The organism is Pseudovibrio sp. W64 (assembly GCF_001623145.1).
Classification (GTDB): domain Bacteria; phylum Pseudomonadota; class Alphaproteobacteria; order Rhizobiales; family Stappiaceae; genus Pseudovibrio.
Genome location: NZ_LMCI01000040.1, coordinates 21,849 through 43,044, shown reverse-complemented (window position 1 = coordinate 43,044; position 21,196 = coordinate 21,849). Strand labels below are relative to the sequence as shown.

General features: G+C 47.9%; 15 protein-coding genes. 8 read left to right on the top strand and 7 right to left on the bottom strand.

Going from position 1 to position 21,196, the window contains the following annotated elements; genetic code table 11:
- Positions 1-17 precede the first annotated feature (17 nt).
- On the bottom strand, positions 18-1,199 hold the full coding sequence (locus tag PsW64_RS23075) for an MFS transporter (RefSeq protein WP_063305130.1): 1,182 nt from the start codon (positions 1,197-1,199) through the stop codon (positions 18-20).
- A gap of 1,555 nt (positions 1,200-2,754) precedes the next feature.
- Between PsW64_RS23075 and PsW64_RS23070 the strand changes: the two genes are divergently transcribed.
- From PsW64_RS23070 to PsW64_RS23060, 3 genes are read left to right on the top strand one after another with little or no spacing between them, the layout of a single operon-like run.
- A complete protein-coding gene (locus tag PsW64_RS23070) occupies positions 2,755-3,390 on the top strand; it encodes an ImuA family protein (RefSeq protein WP_208980979.1) in 636 nt (211 codons plus the stop codon).
- Positions 3,344-4,816 carry a Y-family DNA polymerase gene (locus tag PsW64_RS23065; protein WP_082831194.1) on the top strand — a complete coding sequence of 491 codons (1,473 nt, stop codon included), beginning with the start codon at positions 3,344-3,346 and terminating at the stop codon, positions 4,814-4,816. The genes PsW64_RS23070 and PsW64_RS23065 overlap by 47 nt, the downstream gene beginning before the upstream one ends.
- Positions 4,813-8,136 carry an error-prone DNA polymerase gene (locus tag PsW64_RS23060; RefSeq protein ID WP_082831193.1) on the top strand — a complete coding sequence of 1,108 codons (3,324 nt, stop codon included), beginning with the start codon at positions 4,813-4,815 and terminating at the stop codon, positions 8,134-8,136. Before PsW64_RS23065 ends, PsW64_RS23060 begins: the two co-directional genes overlap by 4 nt.
- 19 nt (positions 8,137-8,155) lie before the next feature.
- Here the strand turns inward: PsW64_RS23060 and PsW64_RS23055 are convergent, their stop codons facing one another.
- From PsW64_RS23055 to PsW64_RS23030, 5 genes are all read right to left on the bottom strand, one after another.
- Positions 8,156-8,959 (bottom strand): FkbM family methyltransferase, encoded by an 804-nt coding sequence (locus tag PsW64_RS23055; RefSeq protein ID WP_159096948.1) that lies wholly within the window; start codon positions 8,957-8,959, stop codon positions 8,156-8,158.
- A 191-nt stretch (positions 8,960-9,150) separates the two neighbouring features.
- A complete protein-coding gene (locus PsW64_RS23050; protein WP_153042414.1) occupies positions 9,151-11,811 on the bottom strand; it encodes a glycosyltransferase family 29 protein in 2,661 nt (886 codons plus the stop codon).
- 56 nt (positions 11,812-11,867) lie between these two features.
- Positions 11,868-12,602, bottom strand: coding sequence for a hypothetical protein (locus PsW64_RS23045; RefSeq protein ID WP_206599573.1), 735 nt, complete (start codon positions 12,600-12,602; stop codon positions 11,868-11,870).
- An 86-nt stretch (positions 12,603-12,688) separates the two neighbouring features.
- Positions 12,689-13,393 (bottom strand): hypothetical protein, encoded by a 705-nt coding sequence (locus PsW64_RS23040; protein WP_063305124.1) that lies wholly within the window; start codon positions 13,391-13,393, stop codon positions 12,689-12,691.
- A gap of 426 nt (positions 13,394-13,819) precedes the next feature.
- Positions 13,820-14,716 carry a LysR family transcriptional regulator gene (locus PsW64_RS23030; RefSeq protein WP_063305122.1) on the bottom strand — a complete coding sequence of 299 codons (897 nt, stop codon included), beginning with the start codon at positions 14,714-14,716 and terminating at the stop codon, positions 13,820-13,822.
- A 277-nt stretch (positions 14,717-14,993) separates the two neighbouring features.
- On the opposite strand from PsW64_RS23030, the gene blaPSV reads away from it, so the two are divergent.
- Positions 14,994-15,848: a PSV family class A beta-lactamase gene (gene blaPSV, locus PsW64_RS23025; RefSeq protein WP_063305121.1), complete on the top strand. Its 855-nt coding sequence runs from the start codon at positions 14,994-14,996 to the stop codon at positions 15,846-15,848.
- A 59-nt stretch (positions 15,849-15,907) separates the two neighbouring features.
- On the opposite strand, the gene PsW64_RS23020 is transcribed toward blaPSV, so the two are convergent.
- Positions 15,908-17,422 carry an alkaline phosphatase family protein gene (locus tag PsW64_RS23020; RefSeq protein WP_063305120.1) on the bottom strand — a complete coding sequence of 505 codons (1,515 nt, stop codon included), beginning with the start codon at positions 17,420-17,422 and terminating at the stop codon, positions 15,908-15,910.
- 214 nt (positions 17,423-17,636) lie between these two features.
- Here PsW64_RS23020 and PsW64_RS23015 point away from each other — a divergent pair, with 214 nt between their 5' ends.
- From PsW64_RS23015 to PsW64_RS23000, 4 genes are all read left to right on the top strand, one after another.
- Entirely contained in the window at positions 17,637-18,410 is a 774-nt protein-coding gene (locus PsW64_RS23015) for a DeoR/GlpR family DNA-binding transcription regulator (RefSeq protein WP_063299015.1), read from the top strand.
- A 232-nt stretch (positions 18,411-18,642) separates the two neighbouring features.
- Complete coding sequence (locus tag PsW64_RS23010; protein WP_063289343.1) at positions 18,643-19,464, top strand: EamA family transporter; 822 nt, start codon at positions 18,643-18,645, stop codon at positions 19,462-19,464.
- A gap of 204 nt (positions 19,465-19,668) precedes the next feature.
- Positions 19,669-20,565, top strand: a complete 897-nt coding sequence (locus PsW64_RS23005; RefSeq protein WP_057463682.1) for a LysR family transcriptional regulator — start codon at positions 19,669-19,671, stop codon at positions 20,563-20,565.
- A gap of 104 nt (positions 20,566-20,669) precedes the next feature.
- Positions 20,670-21,146: a formate dehydrogenase subunit gamma gene (locus PsW64_RS23000; protein WP_063297700.1), complete on the top strand. Its 477-nt coding sequence runs from the start codon at positions 20,670-20,672 to the stop codon at positions 21,144-21,146.
- Positions 21,147-21,196: the final 50 nt, after the last annotated feature.

The following is a 21,196-nucleotide window of genomic DNA, read 5'->3' as shown; positions in this document are numbered from 1 at the left end:
GGCTCCTTTGTGTTCTGTTAAATATCAGAGGGACGCAAAGGTCGCGCAACTGGCTTGTGGCTGATCACGAACCCGGAGCCACCCACGCAAAAAACAAGTGCGATTAGGGCGGCAAATGAAAAAGTTAGGGTCAGACTCGCCTCTCCACCAAAGCCTCCAAGAAGGGAACCTGTGGCTAATCCGGCAAACTGAGAACAGGAAAGAGTGGTCGAACCTTTTGCTTTGAATGAAGCTGGCAATTGTTTCAGCAAATATACTGAATTAGTCGCTGAGAGCAGCGCTGCTGAGGCGCCAATGATAGTTGCACTCATCGCGATAAAAGGCAGCGTATGCGCTACGCAAAGCAGACTGAGGCCTGCCGTAAAGCTCATTGCGCTGGTGATTTGCACAATGCTTGTATGTTTGCGAAAGATTTGTAAGAGCCCCAATTGAGCAACCAATCCGCTTAGAACAGCAGCGGTAAGACAATAACTTGCAAAAGTGGTTGCCTCAGTTGAGTCCAGCTGCATGCTGTCTTTTATGAGCGGGCCCAGCAACACATATGTTGCACCAAGACACAATTGCAGGGCAAATCCAATCAAAAGTGCAGTTTTGGGAAGTGTGAAACGGTCTTTTTGCTCGCGGCTCTTTGGGCGTTTTATCGTTGCCGGTGATGACTGCTTGAATGCGAAAAATAAGCAAACCGCATAGACTGGAATTGGAGCAACAAGCGGAGCGGCTCCTCCAAGAAGCAAGAGCGGAGCTACAGCTGCATTTCCTGCAAGTCGTCCAAGACCTGTCATAGAACTCAAACGACCTATAGGAGCCAGAAGCTTGGAAGAGTTTTGCGTATTTCTTGCGAGTATGGCTTGAGTAAGCGGAAGGAGAGCTGGAACTGTAATGCTATAAGCAACTCGTGCCGTAATGAGGACAGCTAATCCGAGAAGAGGGGAGATTAAAGCATAACTGACTAGCAAAAAGCTGATTGCAATTGCAGACACGCTTAATACCGCGAAACTCAATATGATCCTCAAGGCACCGAGAGCTCCGATATATGCTTCTACCCGTCCCCAAGCTGGCAGGCTGATCGCTGTTGCCATCAAGCCTGTTCCTACAACAACCCCAATCATACTGAGTGTCAGATCAAAGGCGTCTTGTAGCAACGGCACCATGACCACCAGACACGCTTGATGGAATGTACTCGCCGCAATGGCAGGCATAATTATCGCAGGTTTAAACAATGGAGACCACTATTCTCAATACAATCAGGAGGTGTGTATTAAATATGAGTAATACATTCAAGTATAATTTTGCAACCGTTCTGTCAAGCTGATCCATCAAACATTGCAGGGCTTTAAAGAGAGTGTTTCTCTTGAAATACAGAAACTACCACGGTTGCATAGTTGAGATGTAGTCTCATCCTCGCTCCATGTTTGCGGGGGCTGGATCTGTGTTTGTAAATGGCCGCGCAGTATGTCGAGAGGGCGACGCTGTTGGGTGCAGTAGCTCAGCTTTTGCTGGATCGGAAGATGTTGTAATTAGTGGATGAACAAGATATTTTAAGACTTGGTGAATCTAACTTGAGAGAAAGCCTCCCCTGTAGATGTCTGGAAAAGACTCCATGTCAGTGAGCCTGTCTGGATTGCATCTACGGGCATTGAAGGCCGCAAAGAAATAAAAGCCATATCGATGAGATAGAGCTAAGCCTTTTAAAAGACTGAAAACCTTCTCTGCGAAAAGATGGGCACAGATGTGTATAGCATCGGCTGGGCACCACTTGGCGCAACAGCATTGCTCTAATGCCAGAGTTCTAACGATCGAGCCTTCAAAGCCGGATAATCGAACGCAATGAAAGATGAAAAACTCATTGATAATCAAAGGGGTGCATTAAAGTTGGTAAAAGCTCATGATTAAGAAGATACTTGGTCCTCCTGAGCTAATATCATATAGAGTGTCTTGATCACCTTGAAGTCCCGCGTCAACACTATGTCAACCGGCCTATTCATTTTGAACTGTACATTACGTCGTTTGAGGCCTTATACTCCATTAACGTATTGTGAGAGCTGCTAAGCGGCATTAGTCTCTTGTGGGATAAGTAATTGAAAAGCAAGATATGGTATAATTACTACATTAGATATTTTTAATATGTAGGTAGTAAGTTCAAATACTGCCTCGCAACCAAAATAAGATCTAAAGATCATCGGTATGACAAGAATTTCGAACTAATCTCTTAGGTACTTACGTATGGAGAGTAAGCTTGCTGCTGAGCCTAAAGGATGACTACAAGCTGCCTTCCAAGCACCAACGCACCGTCTTAACCTTAAATAAACAATCCACTGCTTGCCTGAATGAAACCCTAACAATGACTTCAAGGAATTCAACGGTGTTGCCTGATAATGCTGTAATGTGACGAAAGCTTAAGCTCTCTGTACATCCTTAAGAGAAGGCAGTAAGCGTGTGGATTCGCTGCGCTTGAATTCCCAACTAAGCCAACGACAGGTGGACAAAAAGTGATATTCTTAGTTGGTGCAATGTGATTGGTGTCAAGAGAAGTTACCTCAGCTTTGCGTTTGTTTGCGTTAGGCGCACTGAAAATATGTTGCTATGACTGTCCAGCTAGTGAAATTAATGAAGAGTGCTGCGTAGCCTGTCCTATTCCTAATAGAATATGCCAGAGGACGTGCTTGCGTGTGTGTTATGCCTGCGAAATTTCTGGTAGCCAACAGTTTGTGAAATGAGAGTTTTGCCTCATATTGTTCGTTCATGTATGTGCGAATGAGTAAGGGAATTTATGAAAATAATGTTCTTGATATGTTCTCTTCGTTGAGAGATAATCGGGCTGTGATGGCAGAGTTTAAGAGTTTTTTTCCGCTTCAAGTCAGCCGGGTTCATGAAGTATGTGGAGCCGGAGCGACAGCATTTGCAGCGATGGCCTGCGGGCAAGCTGATATGAGAGTGTTGTGGCTTCAGACTGGTTGGCAAATTGAGCAACTCAATCCAGCAGGTTTAGCAGCTTTTATGTCTCCCAAGAATCTCGTTTTGGTTGAGGTTGAGAACCACAATGATTTACTCGCATGTACAGAAGATGGCTTGCGTTCTGGCGCTGTGGATCTAGTAATTTCTGTGGCCACTCAAAAGCTCGATCTGACTGCAGGCAGGCGTTTGCAGTTGGCAGCTGAGCAAGGTGGCTCTACCGGGATTCTCATTATACCTGAAGGGGCTGGGAGCAATGCGACACAAACTCGTTGGCACTGCTCTCCTATATTCAAGGGAAACCATATATCCGATAAGAACTTGACTCTTCAACACTGGCAGCTCATTAAGAACAAAATAGGAACATTGAGTGGTTGGAAGGTGTATTGGGATGCCAAGGCGCATCGTGTCATTGTGGTTTCCGAGGATGGCCAGTGATCGTATTTTACGCTCACATCCCACATCTGCGCCTTTTGCTGTAACCTCTCATGAAAAAAGTACAGAGCGATTATACTGTTTAAACAGCAGAGCGATGCAATTGGGGCTGGCTTCAGGTATGGGGCTTTCAGATGCTAAGGCGTTATGCCCTGATTTGCTGACACGCTCAGCAGACCGGTATGCTGATGACAGGTTCTTAAAGCTGTTGGCGCGATGGGCTGATCGGTATTGCCCATGGGTCGGTTTTGATGGAAACGATGGCTTGTTGCTTGATGTCACTGGCTCAACTCATTTCTTCAGCAGTGAAGCTGAACTTCTCGCGGATATTCATGATCGGCTCCAGAGTTATCAACTCAATGTTCGCTCTGGGTTGGCTGGTACAATTGGTGGGGCTTGGGCTGTTTCTCATTTCGGTAGAGGCGTTGTCCCTAATGGACAACTCAAGGCAGCTTTAGGCCCTTTACCTGCTGCTGCATTAAGGCTGGATGAGGCAACCTGTGCGACACTGCAGCGCCTTGGTCTGCGTACTATCGGTGACCTTCTGGTAACACCGCGGGCCACGCTAGGTCGACGCTTTGGTTTGCCATTGATGCGCCGTATCGACCAAGCGTTTGGTGATCAGCCAGAACAAATCAATGCTATGGCGCCAGATACCTCTTATGCTGCCCGGCTAAATTTTCCTGATCCTATCGGTCTTTATGATGATGTGATGGCTGCTCTTGAGCGATTGCTGCAACGCATCTGTGATAAGCTAAAAAGCCAAGAGATGGGCACCCGGGTGTTGCTTATGACCTGTCAGCGTGTTGATCAGGCCAGCGTGCAGGTAGAATTGCGACTTGCTCGGCCCATGCGTGAGGGGACGAGCATTCTGCCGCTGTTTGAGAGAAGTGTGCGAGAGTTAGATGCAGGATTTGGTATCGATCAGATACGGTTGGAAGCTTTGGCTATTGAGGCTTTGCCATTAAAGCAACTGGAAACCGGCAATGCTCAGTCAAAGAAAAATGATGTGCTGAGTGATCTGATTACGCGGCTCGGGAGTCGCATTGGTCTGGAAAAGATTAAGCGTTTTCAGCCAGCAGATAGCCATATTCCTGAGCGTAGTTTCATTGTATCGCCTGCAGCCTATTGTGAACCTGAGGGACAGTGGAAAGAACAGAATTTGCGTCCTTTACAACTGTTTTCTCCAGAGCTTGTTGAAGGCCATGAAAAGAAGCCGCCTAACGTATTCAGCTGGCGGCGCATGCGTTTTTCGGTTGCCGCCGCAACAGGACCAGAACGTATTTGCCCAGAGTGGTGGCTGGACGATCCCAATTGGCGATCCGGTGTAAGAGACTATTGGCGTGTGGAAACTGAACAAGGCCGACGCCTCTGGATGTTTTTCACGCCACTAAATCCAGCGTGGTTCGTGCAAGGAGAGTTTGCATGAGCTACGCTGAATTGTGTGTTACCTCCAACTTCACGTTTCTTACCGGAGCCTCCCATCCTGAGGAACTGGTGGTTCGAGCTGCCAGTCTGGGGCTTTCGGCGATTGCTATAACAGATCGAAATTCTCTGGCTGGAGTTGTACGTGCTTATTCAGCGCTTAAGGAACTTGCTCGCAAAAGAGACGAGGCCCTGGCTGTCCGTTCCTGCCATCGTACTGATCCAAACAATAGACAAGAAATTCTGGAAGGTGCTGACGACCTACGAGAACCTATTATGTCTCTGCCGCGTTTGCTGGTGGGGTGTCGCCTGGTTTTGGAGGACAGCCCTGTTGATTGGATTGCTTTACCGCAAGACCACTCTGCTTATGCTCGCTTGTCCCGGCTTCTTACCAAAGGAAAAAGGCGCACTGAAAAAGGTGAATGCCAGTTATTCTTAAAAGATCTTCTGGAAGGGGCTTGTGGTCTAATGTTGATCGCTTTGCCTCAAGAGGCGATCGATAGGCTCCAAGTTCGAGAGCATATTCAACAGGCGGCGCATACTTATCCTTCTCATGTCTTTTTAGGGGCTGTGCCACACTATGATGGGAATGATCAAGCTTACTTTGATGCTTGCGCGAAATTGGCTCTGCGTCTTGCAACACCAATGGTAGCTGTTGGTGATGTGCTTATGCATCATGGACGTCGCCGGCAACTGGCTGATGTTCTGACCTGTATTCGTGAGGGGGTGACCATAGACAAGATTGGTCGCCGTGCTCTGCCTAATAGTGAACGCCGCCTCAAGACACCATTGGAGATGGCTCAGCTGTTTCGTGCGTACCCAGCTGCGGTCAAAAGAACGCAGGAGATTGCTAATCGCTGCTCTTTTTGCTTATCCCAACTGTCCTATGAATACCCACAGGAAGGAAGTGAGAGCGAAACGGCTCAACAGCGGTTGGAGCGGCTTACCCTTGAAGGCATTAAACGCAGATATCCCAAGGGAGAGACTGAGCGTGTTCGTTCTCTTGTTGAAAAAGAGTTGGCTCTTGTCTCTAAGCTTAAGTTTGCTGCTTATTTTCTGACGGTGCACGACATTGTCACCTTTGCCCGCTCTCAAGGCATTTTATGTCAAGGTCGAGGGTCTGCCGCCAATTCCATTATCTGCTATGCGCTTGGTGTTACTGATGTGGCTCCAGAAACCATTTCTATGGTGTTTGAACGTTTTATCTCGGAGCATCGCGGAGAGCCACCAGACATTGATGTAGACTTTGAGCATGAGCGCCGTGAAGAAGTTATTCAGCACATTTACCAGAAGTATGGTCGCCATCGCGCAGGTTTGTGCGCGACCGTCATTCATTTCCGATCTCGTGCTGCCATCCGCGAGGTTGGGAAGGTTATGGGCTTGTCGCAGGATCTGCTTGCTAACTTAGCAGGGCAGATGTGGGGATCTTCTGATCAAGGTGTACCCGAAGAACGACTAAAAGAACTCGGCCTGTCTGGGTCAGATCATCGCCTTGCTCTTACCATTCGCCTCATAAAAGAGATTATTGGTTTTCCTCGTCATTTGTCTCAGCATGTAGGTGGCTTTGTGATTACCCAAGGTCGGCTCGATGAGTTATGCCCTATCGAGAATGCATCTATGGAAGACCGCACAGTCATTGAATGGGATAAGGATGATATTGATGCATTATGCATCCTGAAAGTCGATGTGTTGAGCCTTGGTATGCTCACTTGCATCCGCAAGTGCTTCGCTTTGATTGAAGAAAAAGAAGGGCGCCAACTCACAATTGACAGTGTGCCACAGGAAGATAAGCCAACCTACGATATGCTTTGTGTTGCAGATGCACTGGGTGTTTTTCAGGTTGAAAGTCGTGCTCAGATGAATTTTTTGCCGCGTATGAAGCCACGCACCTTTTATGATCTGGTGATTGAGGTTGCCATTGTGCGTCCCGGCCCGATCCAAGGTGGTATGGTGCACCCCTATATTAAGCGACGACAAGGCCTGGAAAAAGTCTCGTTTCCTTCAACAGAATTAGAAGGCGTTTTGGGGAAAACACTTGGAGTGCCTCTCTTTCAGGAACAAGCTATGCGGATTGCGGAAGTTGCAGCAGGATTTTCTGCAGAAGAAGCAGATCGCTTGCGGCGCTCACTTGCGACTTTCAGGCGTATGGGGACCATCAGTTCTTTCAAGACCCGTTTTGTTAATGGCATGTTGGAGCGTGGCTATGAGTTAGAGTTTGCAGAGCGATGTTTTTCTCAGATTGAAGGGTTCGGTAATTACGGCTTTCCTGAGAGCCATGCTGCTGCTTTTGGTATGCTTGCTTATGTTTCTGCCTGGCTTAAATGCCATTATCCAGCTGCTTTTGCCTGTGCGCTCCTTAATTCTCAACCTATGGGATTCTATGCTCCAGCTCAGATTATAAGAGATGCTCGAGAGCATGATGTGGAGGTGAGGCCTATTTGTGCCAACCGTAGCCAGTGGGATAATACATTGGAGCGGCGTAGTGACGGGCAACTGGCCATTCAACTTGGTTTTCGTCAGATCAAGGGTTTTAATGAAGAAGATGCTCTTTGGCTGGTAGCCGCTCGTGGCAATGGCTATCCAGATCCACAAAGCATTTGGCAGCGTGCTCATGTGATCCCGGCAGCACTTGAGAAGCTGGCAGAGGCAGATGCTTTTGTTAGCATGGGGCTCAATCGTCGTGATGCTCTTTGGCAAGTGAAGGCCATTAAAGGTACCACGCCGTTACCTCTGTTTAATGACCCCTTTGATGGAGAGGCGATCTTTGAACCAGATGTGAACTTGCCTGTTATGCATTTGGGGGAAGAGGTGGTGGAAGACTATCTTTCAACACGATTGTCATTGCGAGCGCATCCGATGGAACTGCTACGTCCGGAAATACCCGGACTTACAACACATGCTGCCTTGCAGAAAGCTTCTCTGGATCGAACAAGTGTTTGCGGTGTTGTTGTTACACGTCAGCGTCCCGGAACGGCGTCTGGAGTTATTTTTGTGACGCTTGAAGACGAAACTGGGGTTTGTAATGTAGTGGTTTGGCCAAAGGTTTATCAAAAATTCCGAGGAGAAGTCATTTCTGGTCGCTTGCTCTACGTTACAGGTTACCTGCAACGAGAGGGGATTGTCGTGCATCTCATCGCGCAGGAAATCAGTGACTATTCAGACCGTTTATCCTTGCTGGGGCATCCGCTGGACGAAGTTATCGGCCAAACATTACCAGCAGCCGATGACGCCCCACGTCGACCTCTCATCCCAAACAGCGCCACACGAGCTCGCCACCCACGAGAACAAGCAAAGAGACTCTTCCCGAGCCGGGATTTTCATTAGGATGAGAAACAGCCCAAGCTTAGTCTGTGTGTGGAAACTGGAAACTACCCAATTGGTGCTCTGCAAAACTTGGATTGTTTGGTTGATCCAACTTATTCGGAAAAATTCGCGTGCATGGTGAGAATTGATATGAGTTGCGGCGTAAAAATGTGACTTCCAGAACCGGTGGAATTGCATAACCGCCAACAATGCGCAATGCTGTGTTGTTATTCCCGTGAACATGAACAGCTTGATGTGTCTGAAAAATTTTATTCAATGCTTCCAAAGCAGTTCTAAACCAAAATAGCTTATATACTTTATGTAAATCGTGAAACTCAACCAGTATCTGCGAGAACTTCTGTAATTCGTTTGTCTCTAGATCTGCAAAAACCTCCCACTCGTCACCCTCTATGTCTATTTTCAGCAAAATGTCATTTGCATTCTGATGCCCATTTTTCTTTATCTCATCTCGTAAGCAGGTCATGTGCTTGTTGGTCTGAAATGAAGCAGTTATACCTTTCTTAAAATAATTAAACTGCTTATGCTGGCAAGGTAGCCCAGTAATTGTATGGTCATATTGATAAATTTTAAGACCCTTATGCGCCATCTCTAAATCCCAAGAGACATCACGGTTGATACCCAAGGAATACGCAATTTTCTCTTCTGATCGTGGAGGCACCATGACATAGCCTCCATCAAAGGTGCGTCCAACTCGAGCTAACTCATGCCCGGCAACATCCATGGGACTTAGCCGAGAAAAGAGAGTTTCAACCATCTCCTGCGCGGCCTTTGACATCTCAGGCTTTTCAAGTGGTCGTGCTTTCTTTCCTTCAACCGCAGACATTCTATTTTCTAGTTGAAGTAGCCGTTTACTTAGTTGCGCTATCTCTTGTTGCTTACTGTCTATTTCTGATCGCTCTGTAGTTAAGGTCTCTTTCAATGACATATTATAAGCTTTCATTTGATTTTAAAGTTATCATAAGAGCGTTGCATCGAGATGCACTAAGAATTGTGCCTGCACATTCAGTATAAAAATTAATAAAGGTGTATATTGCTGTGTGCTGGTAGAACGCAATTCTTCACGTAATTTTGTTCCCTTTGAGGGTTATGGCGGTATCTTCCAGTAGCTTCTAGGAGGCTCAGTCCCTCACGGATGATGTGTTTGGATTTGTTAAAGTCAAAGCCCACCAAGGATAACTCCTCAAGCTGTGTCTGACGGAGAAACTCAAGCCAAATGATTCCGGAAGTAGGCTCTGCTGAGAGCTTTTTCTGCAATTTCTTTGTATAGAAACTCGGTAATCGTTCTACTTTGTGGTCTAGAATAAATTTTGATGACAGGTGATGTAAACTTGGGTGAGGTGCGACATTGTGAGTATTAAAAATTGGCGCAAAGAATAGTTGTCTTGAACGATCTGCCGTTGAACATGACCAGATGTCTGATTTTGTGCCAATCGCTGAGATCGCGGTATATTCCTCTAAAATATGATTTGGTGTTTTAGGATCTAAGACGGTGTAATCTTCTGATTGACTAGAACGGGCATCAGTAAATATTCCGTAAATGTACTTTTTGCATGTGGAATCAATAGTCATACCTTTCTTAACGATGTAGGGACACCCAAGGTTCATTCTTATAACAATATCGTGACTATCGATAAATTCAGCTGCATTGCTCTCGAGTAACTTTCCAGCATTTCCGACAAGGCACACACGTTTTCCTGTCAACATGTCCGCTTGGAAGTGCGGCATAAACAAACCCTTCGAGCGGTTAACGGCTTCATGGTAATAGTTTTTTTGGATGACTTTCTTTGCTTTTTTTAAAGGCTTATTAGTTTTTCCAACAACATCAGCAAAAGACAATCCCAAAAGCTTGGACTTCTTGAACTCAACTTTTTTTGCTCGCGATGCCGCTAGTTTTTTCTCATCTTGATAGTAGTTGTAGACTGGGTTCTCAACTACTCGAGTAGCTTCGGTGCCCGCAAGTGTATTATAAAGATGAGTTTCATCAAGTTTAAAGCTTGTATGGTAGAGGAACCATGAAAGGAAATGATCGTATCGCTTGATACGTGAGACATCATCTTCAGAGATAGCACGTTGATAGGACGGAATGAGGACTTTACTGGATACTGTTGTGACTGCTTGATCGTAGATAGCTCTACCGAAAGCAATAACAGGTTTCCCCAATAACATTGCTTCTAGACCGACACCACTATTAATGACAGCTACACATTTGGATTTTGCCAGTACGTCGTGAATATGTCCGACATTAGAAAAGAGCAGATGCTTGCTTCGCCATTTTTTCCTTGCTGTGTCGTAAAAATCGCTAAGATCCAGAGGGTGCTTTCGAAGTAATACTTTAAGGCTCTGACTTTCAGCAAGTTTTGCCATATCTTCAATGAAGTTTTCTAATGTACAACTGGCGTGTAGAGTCAGAGCTTCATCATCAGGAACCTGAAGGACAGCAAGAATATCAAAATCTGGTATTGATTGATGTTTTTGTTTCTTTTGCGGAGCTTTGGTTTTTTTTTCAGCTTTTAGTTCAGCTTTAAATTTCTCTAGTCGTGTTTCAATAGAGAAGTCTAAAAAATCATCTGAACTTGCCCAATCTGCGGAAGGGCCCCAACCAGTAGAAGAACAAGTAAATATCTCTGGTAGATACTCCTGCATATAGTAAGTAGCATTATCAACTGGAAGTTGATTGTGTGTTTTGTGGGGAATGTAAAGCCGATCGACAAAATGGAGTCGGTCCACTAGCTCCTGAGTTATCTCCCATTGAGCTACAGGTAAGATTCTGGCAGAATTTTCAGGTTGTGTCGACAGAGAAATAAGGCGTGCCATTGCGCGCCATCCAATCCGACCCGGACGAGATAATCGGGAAACACGAATTGAAAAACTATTATCGTCTAATGGCTGCTTAGTGCCGATATCCTGTAGTGGAAATAGCACCAGGTTCTTTGGTTTGCTCTTGGTGCACTCGATCTTACTTTTCAGACCGGTAAGTTGCTTTAGTTCACCTTTGACATGATCAATTGGACGGCGCAAAATATATGAGTTTCTGCGTAATGACTTATCGCGATAATATTCAGGAATACACCCAGTCTTAATTTTGTTGTTTTCTTTAAGGATAGCTTTCTTGATAAGGCCCACTTCAGAAACGTCTGTCTGTATGTTGGCTGGAGCAATGTGATTTTTCATGAACTCCAGAAGGCGGTAAGTTTTAGGAGAGTGTTTTAACCAAAGAGGTTGAGGGTAGGCAATACGATGTCCGTCTTCTTTAAGGCGGATGGTATGCACCGACAAATCGCAGTTTTGTAGGACAACAGGCAATAATGTCAGATCTTCAACAACAGTAAAATCGACTCTTAAAATCAATAGGGCGTGGTTTGATCGACCAGCCAGCCAGCTTGCAGCCTCATAGAGGGCTGCTGTATTGGTGGTAGAAACATAATCTGAAGTAAATTCAAATTTGTAAATTGTTGTGGCAAAGAGTTGTTGGCTTACCTGTTGTAAAAGCTTAGTAGCTTCTTCATCACCATCTGAAATTCCAATCACAACACGAAGGCCTGGAGAGCATGCCTCGCAACTGAGTAAAAACTGTTCACCAGTTGCGAGAAATTCCTTCCCGCTACAAACAATCAATATCTGCCAAAAGCTATGGTCTGACTTATCGAAACCAAGGCGTTGAATAGAATGAGTCACAGATAGCTCCTGGATGTGTCGTGAGCATTTAAGCCACGTCACTTCTTTTGAAAATTTTATTTAGAAAAACTTTGTTTCAGAAAACGAGGAAGTTTACGTGTAAAGGATAGAGTATCCCGCTCTTTACTGCGTCCCTCAATTTTTCGGCCCCCTTTGAGGTGATCAACATATTTACCTAACGCGCTTTTTATAAAAATATGTCCTGTTTGCCATCTACTTCCGAGCTCCTTAAAAGTTGCTTTCTTAGCCTGCTCCATTTCCTGAACGATTTCCCAAAAAATGTAGCTGTCGTGATTTTCTTTGAATGTAAGGAATTCACCAGAGAGATAAATCTGCTCAAATCTGTTGGCAAAATTCAAGATCTCAGGATGATTTAGATTGTACCCTACCCAACCACATTCTGGATATCCGCGTCGATTGAGGTAGGCGGCGAGTTGCCTCGCGTTGGGTGCCATTTTATCAAGAAACTTTTCTGGTATTACAGTGTGCGTAACAGTGTCAGCATCCAGCCAAATAAGTTGGTCGAAGGTGCCATGGCAGCGACGAATTGCATCTGTCACTGCAAAGACTTTGTTCGAAAAGCGATAAGCATCCCAACGAAAGTTATTCGTTTGCTCTGGAACAATTGGATTGGTGCCGTTGGCAAAAGGGTTATCGTAATAAGAAGATTTAAATTGCTGTAGCTTTGGTAGAGCTACCAAAGGATCTATCAACTGTAATCTTGGCTCTGAGAAGCTAACGGAAGTCTTTTCAGGGTAAACTAGCATTGAGACTGTGTCTGGCCACTTCATTAGGAAGCTTTCGATACACCGTTTTCCATATTGCTGATACCCAGCTTCGTGAAATGTAGTAACGACACAATGTTTCATGATTATCTTTAGGCTGGAACTGGTTTGGACTTTTCAATCTGCTGCGCAGAAAGCATTCGTGATTTATAGCGCTCCCAATCTTGAGAATAATCGCAGTGTTTGAACTCCTCAAAATAAGGGCCTCCAATTGTGTAATGCACAATGGCGGCATTCGGGTCAAAATCATAAACACCAACTAGATGATTCCACACTAGCGGAAGTGGACCGATCTGATCATCATTTGCAAGCCATTTGAATTGGTGAAGCTCTAAACCACTTCGCGTGTTAACGTATTCAGGAGTAAGTGATTTGCATTGAGCATTGTTGAACAGCATGACGCTGGACCAATTTTTCTTTGCATATTTGCTCTGAAGATTTCCTAAGAATTTGATGCCTTCTTCCGGTTCATAATCATGTTTGCAGCACATAACTGCATACCGATCGTCGCGAAGTGCCCATAGCTCTGCAATGTCTTTACGAAATATCATGTCGCAATCCATAAACAAGCTCCATCCCTCGTAGTCCGAGAGATAAGGTGTAAGAAAACGACTGAATGAAAATTCAGTTGATTGAAGAGGATGTGTTTCGCGATTAAAAATCTCTCTTAATGAGGATTTCTCAATCGGGCATATTTGAACTGGGATTGATGCGGTATCAATTATGCTTTGACAAAGTGTATGGTAGGCAATGATCTCACGGCTATCATAGCCGATGAAGATACGAGGTATAGACATTTTAAAAGCCTCAAAGTGGCGTGCCAGAGATTCTTAGCTTGGCATGAAAATAATATGAATACTTCATCTTAGAAGTTAAATGTCAAGATATAATAGTGTTAATTTGATTTGTTGTGAGTTTGAAAGGGTGGGGTTTGTTTTAGATTGGTGCAAATTTATGCTCTGTGCAATAGTTATTTATTATATCATTGTTTTTATTGTGAGAATAGTAAATGATATAATTTTTATGTTGTTTGAGGTTGTTGATGATCGCCAAATAATTAAATTTATTTAGGTGGCTATTAAATCTCCAGTCGCTTTTCGAATGTTTAGGGTGGCTGGTAATTGCCTTGAAGGGGCATGAACCTTAACTGCAGTCTAACTTGCCGACCTAATTATGATTGGCCACACTTTGTCGAACTGCGCAAATGAAAGTGCGCCCATTACTTAGGAAGCTGTGTGTGTCGAGTTGAGGGAAACTAACTTTTGGGTGAGTAGCCAGTTTTTGAAGAGGGTGGTTGCTGGGGTGGCGGGTTTGGATTTGAGGTGGGTGAGCCAGTATTTGCCGGTTGTGACTTCGAGGGGGAATGGTCTGACGAGGCGACCTTCTGAAATTCTGCGCTTGAACATGTCATGGGGTAGAAGGGCGATGCCTAAACCTGCTTCAACCATGTCGGCCATGGCGAGGGATGAATCGAAGACCGGGCCTGTGATTTTGGGGCAGGCTGTCGCTGCGTGTTGGAACCATAACTCCCATTCATCTGAACGGTAGGACCGGAAGAGCGTGTGATTGGTGAGATCCTGACGGGTTTTGAGAGAGAGTCCGATATCTGGTGAACACAATGGGGTTAAAGGGGTGGTCAGCAATGGTGTTGCTTGCAGGCCCGGCCAGAGGCCTTCGCCAAATCGTATTGCGATATCAAGACCTTCTTTGGTGATGTTGACGCGGTTGTTGTTGGTGAACAGGCGCAGGTTCACACCGGGATGCTTTTGCTGAAAGTCCGGCAGGCGCTCGATGAGGTAGCCAGTTGCAAAGGTGGTTACCACGCCGACATTGAGGGTTTCCTGATAGCGACCATCAAGGAAACGGTCGAGGATGTTTCCGATCCTGTCGAAGCTTTGAGTGAGGATGGGGTGCAGGGCTGTGCCTTCATCGGTGAGGATCAGACCTTTCGGGGTGCGGTGGAAAAGAGGTGTTCCCAGTAGTTCTTCCAGAGCGATAAGTTGATGACTTACAGCAGCTTGTGTGACTCTCAGCTCGATTGCCGCGCGGGTAAAACTGCCTTGCCGGGCAGCGACTTCGAAGGCGCGGAGGGCGTTGAGGGGGATGTTTGGTCGGTCCATGCCTATTAGTTTTTCTAATATTTGTGTCGAGAATTAGTCGTTTGTGGCTCTACCTAAAAGTGTTTAGGTCTGAGGATGCATCTGATTATACCGGTGCCCACCACATGAAATTTCTAGCTTAAGCGCTGGTTTTGGCGAATTTATGCTGCTGAGTGTTCTGCTTTACAGCAGGGGATACGCTGTGCCTGTTTCATGAAATTTATTTGTTGATGGGGCCGCTGCTCGTCATGAAAGGAATTGGAGAATGTTGCGTTTTTTAGAGGAAAGCTGCGTTCCTATGAAACGGTTTGCATGTGCGTTGGCCTTCACGTTGAGCTTGCCTTTGGTCAGTGAGGCTGGGCCACTGATGGATACAGTCGGTCAGTTGGAGGATGAGGTTGGAGGGCGCATTGGTGTGGTGCTGCGCCATACCGGTTCTGACTGGGCCGTTGAGCATCGGGCGGATGAGCGGTTTCCTATGGCCAGCACGTTTAAGGCATTGCTCTGCGGAGCCGTTTTAAGCCGTGTTGATCGCGGTGAAGAGAGCCTTGGTGATCTTGTCACTTACAAAGCAACCGAGCTTGTCTCTTATTCTCCTGTTACGGAGAACCATGTGGCTTCTGGAATGAGTGTTGGCCAGCTGTGTGAAGCGACGGTCACCATGAGCGATAACAGTGCTGCAAACTTGCTTTTGAAACGCGTTGATGGGCCGGAAGGGCTGACCAGATTCTTACGTGGGCTTGGTGATCGGGTGACGCGTCTGGACCGGAATGAGCCAGCTATGAACGAAGCCAGGCGCGGAGATCCCCGTGATACTACTTCGCCTTCTGCTGTGCTCAAGACATTGGACAGGTTGCTGTTTGAGGATGTGTTGCTTCCATCTTCCCGTGCACAGCTGCAGCAGTGGATGGTGGATGACAAGGTTGCGGATGAGTTGATCCGAAAGCATCTGCCGAAGGGCTGGCGCATAGCAGACAAGAGCGGTGCTGGTCACAATGGTTCGCGGGGGATTATCGGTGTTATTTGGCCGGAAACGGGGAAGCCATATCTTGCAGCAGCCTATATGACGGGCAGTGATGCGAGTTTTAAGCAGCGCAATGCGGTGATTGCTGAGATCGGGAAGGCGATGATTGAGGAGATTAAACAGCGCTGATCAGCTGTTTGTCTGTCCGTGATGAAAAACGGGGCATTGTGTGATGCCCCGTTCCCGGGTCAGTGTTTCGGGCCGTCTGTGGTGATCATCCAGTTGGACAGGGTCTTGTCCATGTTCTTCATACGGTGGCGGAGCAGTTCACGGGTCATACGTGCCAGTGTTTGAGCATGCTCTGGCTTTTGCGCCAGATTTTCCATTTCACCTTTGCCCTTAGCATCAAACAGCATGGGGGGCAGATCAGCTGCAAACTCCACAAGTGTGAAACGCTCATCGCGCAAGATGCTCAGGCAGGAGTTGTCCAGTTTGGTTCCAAGCTGTTGCTGCCAGAGAGTTGGCTGTAACGGGTCTGCGAAGTCCAGCTCTGACATAGAGACTGTGCGCCAGTTCTCAGGTGTTTCACCTTGGAGGAACGGGAGTAGGGACTTGCCATCCACGGAGCCTGGAACATCTTGCCCGACCCATTCCAGAATGGTCGGCATGATATCGATGGGCTCGGTGATCTGTGAGACCTGCGTTCCGTGCTCTCCCTCTGGCATGCGGATGATGAGAGGGGTGTGGTAGGCCGCATTATAAACGGTCATTTTCCCCCAGCTGTAATGGTCGCCCAGCATTTCGCCATGGTCAGCCGTGATCACCACCATAGTATCCTCGTACTGTCCTGTGTCTTTGAGGAACTGCACAACACGGCCTACATGGTGATCCACTTCTGTGGCTAGCCCGAGATAGATTGCGCGCAGGGTACGGATGTTCTCGTCTGTTGGTTCCAGATCCGGGAAGCCTTCAACAAAGCTGGCTGCGCTGTTGTTTTGCATGACCGGGGTGAAGAACGGATGTTGGGCCTGCTCGTCTTCTGCGCTTTCCAGTCGCTCTGGGAGCGGCAGGCTCTGCGGATCGTACATGTCGTTATATGGGGCAGGAGCGACGAGCGGAGGGTGAGGGCGAATGTAGGTAAGATGCGCGAACCAGCTTTGCTGACTGTAGGCTGGCATTGTCTTGAGGAAGGCATCTGTTAGAAACGCCGTGTCGCTGTCTTCAGCTGCATAGAGCGCAGGATCGTTGAGGCGTGGGGCTTTGCCTTTGGGTGAGATGGGCTTGTAGACGTCCCAGTACTTCTCAAATTTATACCCCTGGTTCATGAGGTGAGACTGCCATGGATAGGACATATCCATGCGCATCTCCGTTATCTCATGGAAGCCGTTCATCGGGTATTCGTAGGTTCTGACTGCTGGGTCGTTCGGATGGAAGGCACGGGGATCCTGTGAGGTGTCCGTGTATCCAAACAGCATGGGCAGATAGCCCGCCTTGCGCATTTGCGTTGCGATGTTGGGCGTGTCGTGCCTCAGCGGTGTGCCATTGCGCACGGAGCGATGGTTCATGGCGTATTGCCCTGTCAGCAGTGACGCTCTGGACGGGCCACATGGATTGGTGACGGAGAAGTGACGCGTAAAGGTGACGCTGTCTTCCATGAACGCGCGCAGGTTTGGCAGGTTTACGTGTTTGCCAAGTTCACCGAACACACAATCCGCGCGCAGCTGGTCGATGATGATAAAAAGCACATTGCGTTTGTTTTGCATGTTCCTGATCCCCCAAAGCCACAGGTGTGGCGCAGTCCGACAGACCGTTACTCCGGCAATATGAAAGAGAGATGTAACTGTGGTCGTTTGCCAGCAAATAATCCACAGTTGCACACAAATTCCAACATAAATCGACATATGTGTTGGAATTTGACTGTAGTTGTGGAGTAAGGCAGTCACAGAACGTGATTATCCGCGCAAACGTGAGGGGCAGATGTCTCATAGCCACCGCGAACTGGAACTGCTGGAAGTTCTGAAACGACTTGGCGGATCGGCACGCAATGCTGATCTGGCAAAGGCACTGGATGTTTCTGAAGAAACTGTGCGCCGGACGGTGAAGTCTTTGTCGATGACTTCAGACCTTGAGCGGGTGCGTGGCGGGGCCTATCTGGCGAGCTCGCAAAATGATCCAAGCTTCTTTCGCCGTATTTCACAGCGAACCAATGAAAAACGGCTGATCGCCGCTGTTGTGTGTGATGTGGTTGAAGATGGCATGACCGTTTATTTGGATGTCGGCTCCACCACGGCATATGTGGCGGAAGACCTGAGATTGCGTAGGAACCTGACGGTGGTCACAAACTCCATTGGTGTTGCGCAGACACTGGTGAATGTGAACGGCAACCGCGTGCATTTGCTTGGTGGTGAAATGCAGGTCAATGACCGGGGAACCTTTGGTCACGACACCTATTGTCAGGTACAGCGGTTCGCGCTTGATATGGCCATCTTCAGCCTTGATGCGGTCTCTGCCAGCAAGGGGTTTCTCTATCAAAGTAGTGTTGAATCCCAACTGAGTGCTGCCATTGCAGAGAAAGCGGATCAGGTGCTGGTTGCGTTTGATCATGGCAAGCTGAGTGAGACAGCACCGTATGTAGGACCGGACCCACGACAGGTGGATTATGTGGTGACCGACAGCCCGCTTGACGAACCGTTTGTGACTGCCTTTGCGGACTGGGGCATTCAAAGCTTCATAGCCTCCCGAAAAAGCTGAGTTGAAACAAGACTACCCGCCTGTGATCTGCTTAAAGCGGCACGCAGGCAATCAGATGCAGAAATCGAAAACCTTCGAAATTACAGCATTTTAAAAGATAGATAAAACAAGATGGAAGCCGGTTATCTGGTGTTGCGAGGTCAGTCGCAGATCGGATGATGGAGCTTTTTTAAAGCTGCCGGGCAGGCTTCCACACTACGAATGGTTTTGATTGATGAGCCTATCCATCATAATGATAATCCTTGCAGCAGCACTGTTGCATGCGATCTGGAATGCGATTGTTAAAACAGCGGGTGACCGTACACTTACTCTCGGACTTGTGGCGTTTGGGCATGTGATCCCGGCAGGTGTCATGATCATGATCCTGCCTTTGCCTGCACCTGAGAGTTTTGGCTATGTGGCGCTCTCCACCTGCATTCACTTTGTCTACTACTACACGCTGGGGCAGGCGTACCGTCATGGGGACCTGAGTGTGGTCTATCCCATCGCACGCGGTATTGTCCCGGCTCTGGTTTCCTTATGGGCCATGCTGTTTGTGGGGGAAGTGCTGCCGTTTTGGGCGTGGTTTGGCATTGGCTTGATCGGGTTTGGTATTCAGATGTCCAGCTGGTCTGCCTTGCGGCAAGGTGTTGGCGGTGCAGCGCTTGGGTTTGCGGTTGCCACAGGTGTTTGTATCTCCGCTTACTCGCTGGTTGACGGTGTTGGTGTCCGGCTTTCTGGCAACACGCTGAGTTACTGGGCGTGGGGTGCGTTTTTGCAGGTCTTTATCGCAGCCTTCATTGGTGTGCGGCGGTGGTCTGTTTTGCCAAGCCTTTCCAGGAGAACATGGGCGCTGGGCCTGACGGGTGGTCTGGTCTCCATGATTGCTTATGGTCTGGTGCTTTACGCCAAAAACTTTGCCCCGCTGGGCGCTGTCTCAGCCTTGCGCGAAACCTCCGTCATCTTTGCCGCCTTAATCGGTTTTGTCGTCCTGGGTGAAGGCAACTGGGTGCGCCGCATGCTGGCCGCCATATTCATGGTCGCTGGTGTAAGCTTCATCGGTATGAACGTCTGATTGCAGAGTTTATCCAAACCGCGCCGTGTTCTTGACGTTCCGCGTTATCGTTCTTGCTCTGAATATGCTAGTTCATTTCAGAGCTAAGAAAAAACATCTAAGGGATTGCTTGTAGGAGGATATGAGCAATCCCGAGCGGTATCGGTCTGACAGACTGGTGCTTGCTGATGGATGGTGTTGCGGGAACGTTTGCGAGGATAATCCATGATCGACAAGCTGGAGATGTTTATTGCGTTGGCGCGTGAGAAGCATTTTGGGAAGGCGGCGGACGAGTGTGGTGTGACGCAACCGACGCTTTCGGCCAACATCAAACATCTTGAAGAACAGCTTGGCGCTCTGCTGGTTCTGCGTGGCTCGCGTTTTCAGGGGCTGACGCCTGAAGGGGAGCGGGTGCTGGAATGGGCCCGCAAGCTTGTGGCTGATACGCGGACCATGAAGCAGGAGCTGAAGGCGGTCAGTGATGGTCAATCGGGTACGTTGCGGATTGCCTCCATCCCCACAGCTCTGACCTATGTTCCAGAACTCACCACATGCTTTAGCGAGGAAAACCCGGGCGTTGATTTTGCGGTGTTCTCGCGACCGTCCTCTGAGATTCTGGCGCAGCTGGAAAATCTGGAAATTGATGTGGGGCTGACCTATCTGGATAACGAGCCTTTGGGGCGGGTTTTGCAAATTCCTCTTTACCGGGAGCGCTACTGCTTTGTAGTGGCTGAAGGTGGGCCGCTTTCTGGCCGCGAGCATGCCACGCTGGAGGATGTGAGCAGGGTCCCGTTGTGCTTGCTGACCAGTGACATGCAATGCCGGCGTATCATCAACAATATCCTGCATGATGTTGATGTGGTGGCAAAGCCTGTACTGCAGTCAGATTCCATCATGTGCCTGCTGGCGCATGTGCGTACCGGGCGGTGGGGGACGATTATCCCGCAGGCCGTGGCGCAGACAATTGCCTCCGATCATCTGGAGATTATCCCGATCTCTGATCCTTATGCCAGTATTATGGTTGGATTGATTGCGACGCAGCGTGAGCCTCGTGCGCCGCTTTTGGACATTTTTTTGAAGAGAATTACTAGAATTTCGCAGGGCAAAGAGCTCTCTACGTGATTTCCTTGATAGGGATGTGCAATCGCCCAACGGATATATCATATTGATTGCCTGCGACATATTGTGCCAACACGAAGCATTGACGTGCGAGGAGGGAGGATTTTATGGCCTTGCAGACGCAATCGCAGGATATAGAAAAAGAAACGGCCGCGATTATTGATGTCCACGAACATCAGGAAGGGCCGCTCCTGCCAATCCTGCACGATGTGCAGGGGAAATTTGGTTATGTTCCCGAGGATGCGCTTTTAAAGATCGCAGATCGGTTGAACCTGAGCCGTGCTGAAGTGCACGGCACAATGAGTTTTTACCCCGACTTTCGTACAGAACCTGCCGGACGCCATGTGTTGAAGGTTTGCCGTGCAGAAGCCTGCCAGTCGATGGGCGGCGAAAAGCTTGCAGATGATATTCAAAGAGACCTTGGCATCAAGTGGCACGAAACCACGCCTGATGGGAAGGTGACACTGGAGCCGGTCTATTGCCTTGGCCTGTGCTCGTGTGCACCAGCTGCCATGATGGATGGCAACCTGCATGGCCGCCTTGATGAAGACGCTGTGCTGAAGCTTGTTGAGGAGGTGAAGTGATGGGGGCTGTCCTTTACGTTCCTTGCGACGCTGCTGCTTTGGCGGTTGGC

Coding starts and splice junctions, on each gene's coding strand:
- PsW64_RS23070 (WP_208980979.1), top strand. CDS start 2,755: ATGAGTAAGGGAATTTATGAAAATAATGTTCTTGATATGTTCTCTTCG.
- PsW64_RS23055 (WP_159096948.1), bottom strand. CDS start 8,959: ATGTCTGCGGTTGAAGGAAAGAAAGCACGACCACTTGAAAAGCCTGAG.
- PsW64_RS23030 (WP_063305122.1), bottom strand. CDS start 14,716: ATGGACCGACCAAACATCCCCCTCAACGCCCTCCGCGCCTTCGAAGTC.
- PsW64_RS23000 (WP_063297700.1), top strand. CDS start 20,670: ATGGCCTTGCAGACGCAATCGCAGGATATAGAAAAAGAAACGGCCGCG.
- blaPSV (WP_063305121.1), top strand. CDS start 14,994: ATGAAACGGTTTGCATGTGCGTTGGCCTTCACGTTGAGCTTGCCTTTG.
- PsW64_RS23015 (WP_063299015.1), top strand. CDS start 17,637: ATGTCTCATAGCCACCGCGAACTGGAACTGCTGGAAGTTCTGAAACGA.
- PsW64_RS23005 (WP_057463682.1), top strand. CDS start 19,669: ATGATCGACAAGCTGGAGATGTTTATTGCGTTGGCGCGTGAGAAGCAT.
- PsW64_RS23010 (WP_063289343.1), top strand. CDS start 18,643: ATGATAATCCTTGCAGCAGCACTGTTGCATGCGATCTGGAATGCGATT.
- PsW64_RS23040 (WP_063305124.1), bottom strand. CDS start 13,393: ATGTCTATACCTCGTATCTTCATCGGCTATGATAGCCGTGAGATCATT.
- PsW64_RS23065 (WP_082831194.1), top strand. CDS start 3,344: ATGCCAAGGCGCATCGTGTCATTGTGGTTTCCGAGGATGGCCAGTGAT.
- PsW64_RS23045 (WP_206599573.1), bottom strand. CDS start 12,602: ATGAAGTGGCCAGACACAGTCTCAATGCTAGTTTACCCTGAAAAGACT.
- PsW64_RS23075 (WP_063305130.1), bottom strand. CDS start 1,199: ATGCCTGCCATTGCGGCGAGTACATTCCATCAAGCGTGTCTGGTGGTC.
- PsW64_RS23060 (WP_082831193.1), top strand. CDS start 4,813: ATGAGCTACGCTGAATTGTGTGTTACCTCCAACTTCACGTTTCTTACC.
- PsW64_RS23020 (WP_063305120.1), bottom strand. CDS start 17,422: ATGCAAAACAAACGCAATGTGCTTTTTATCATCATCGACCAGCTGCGC.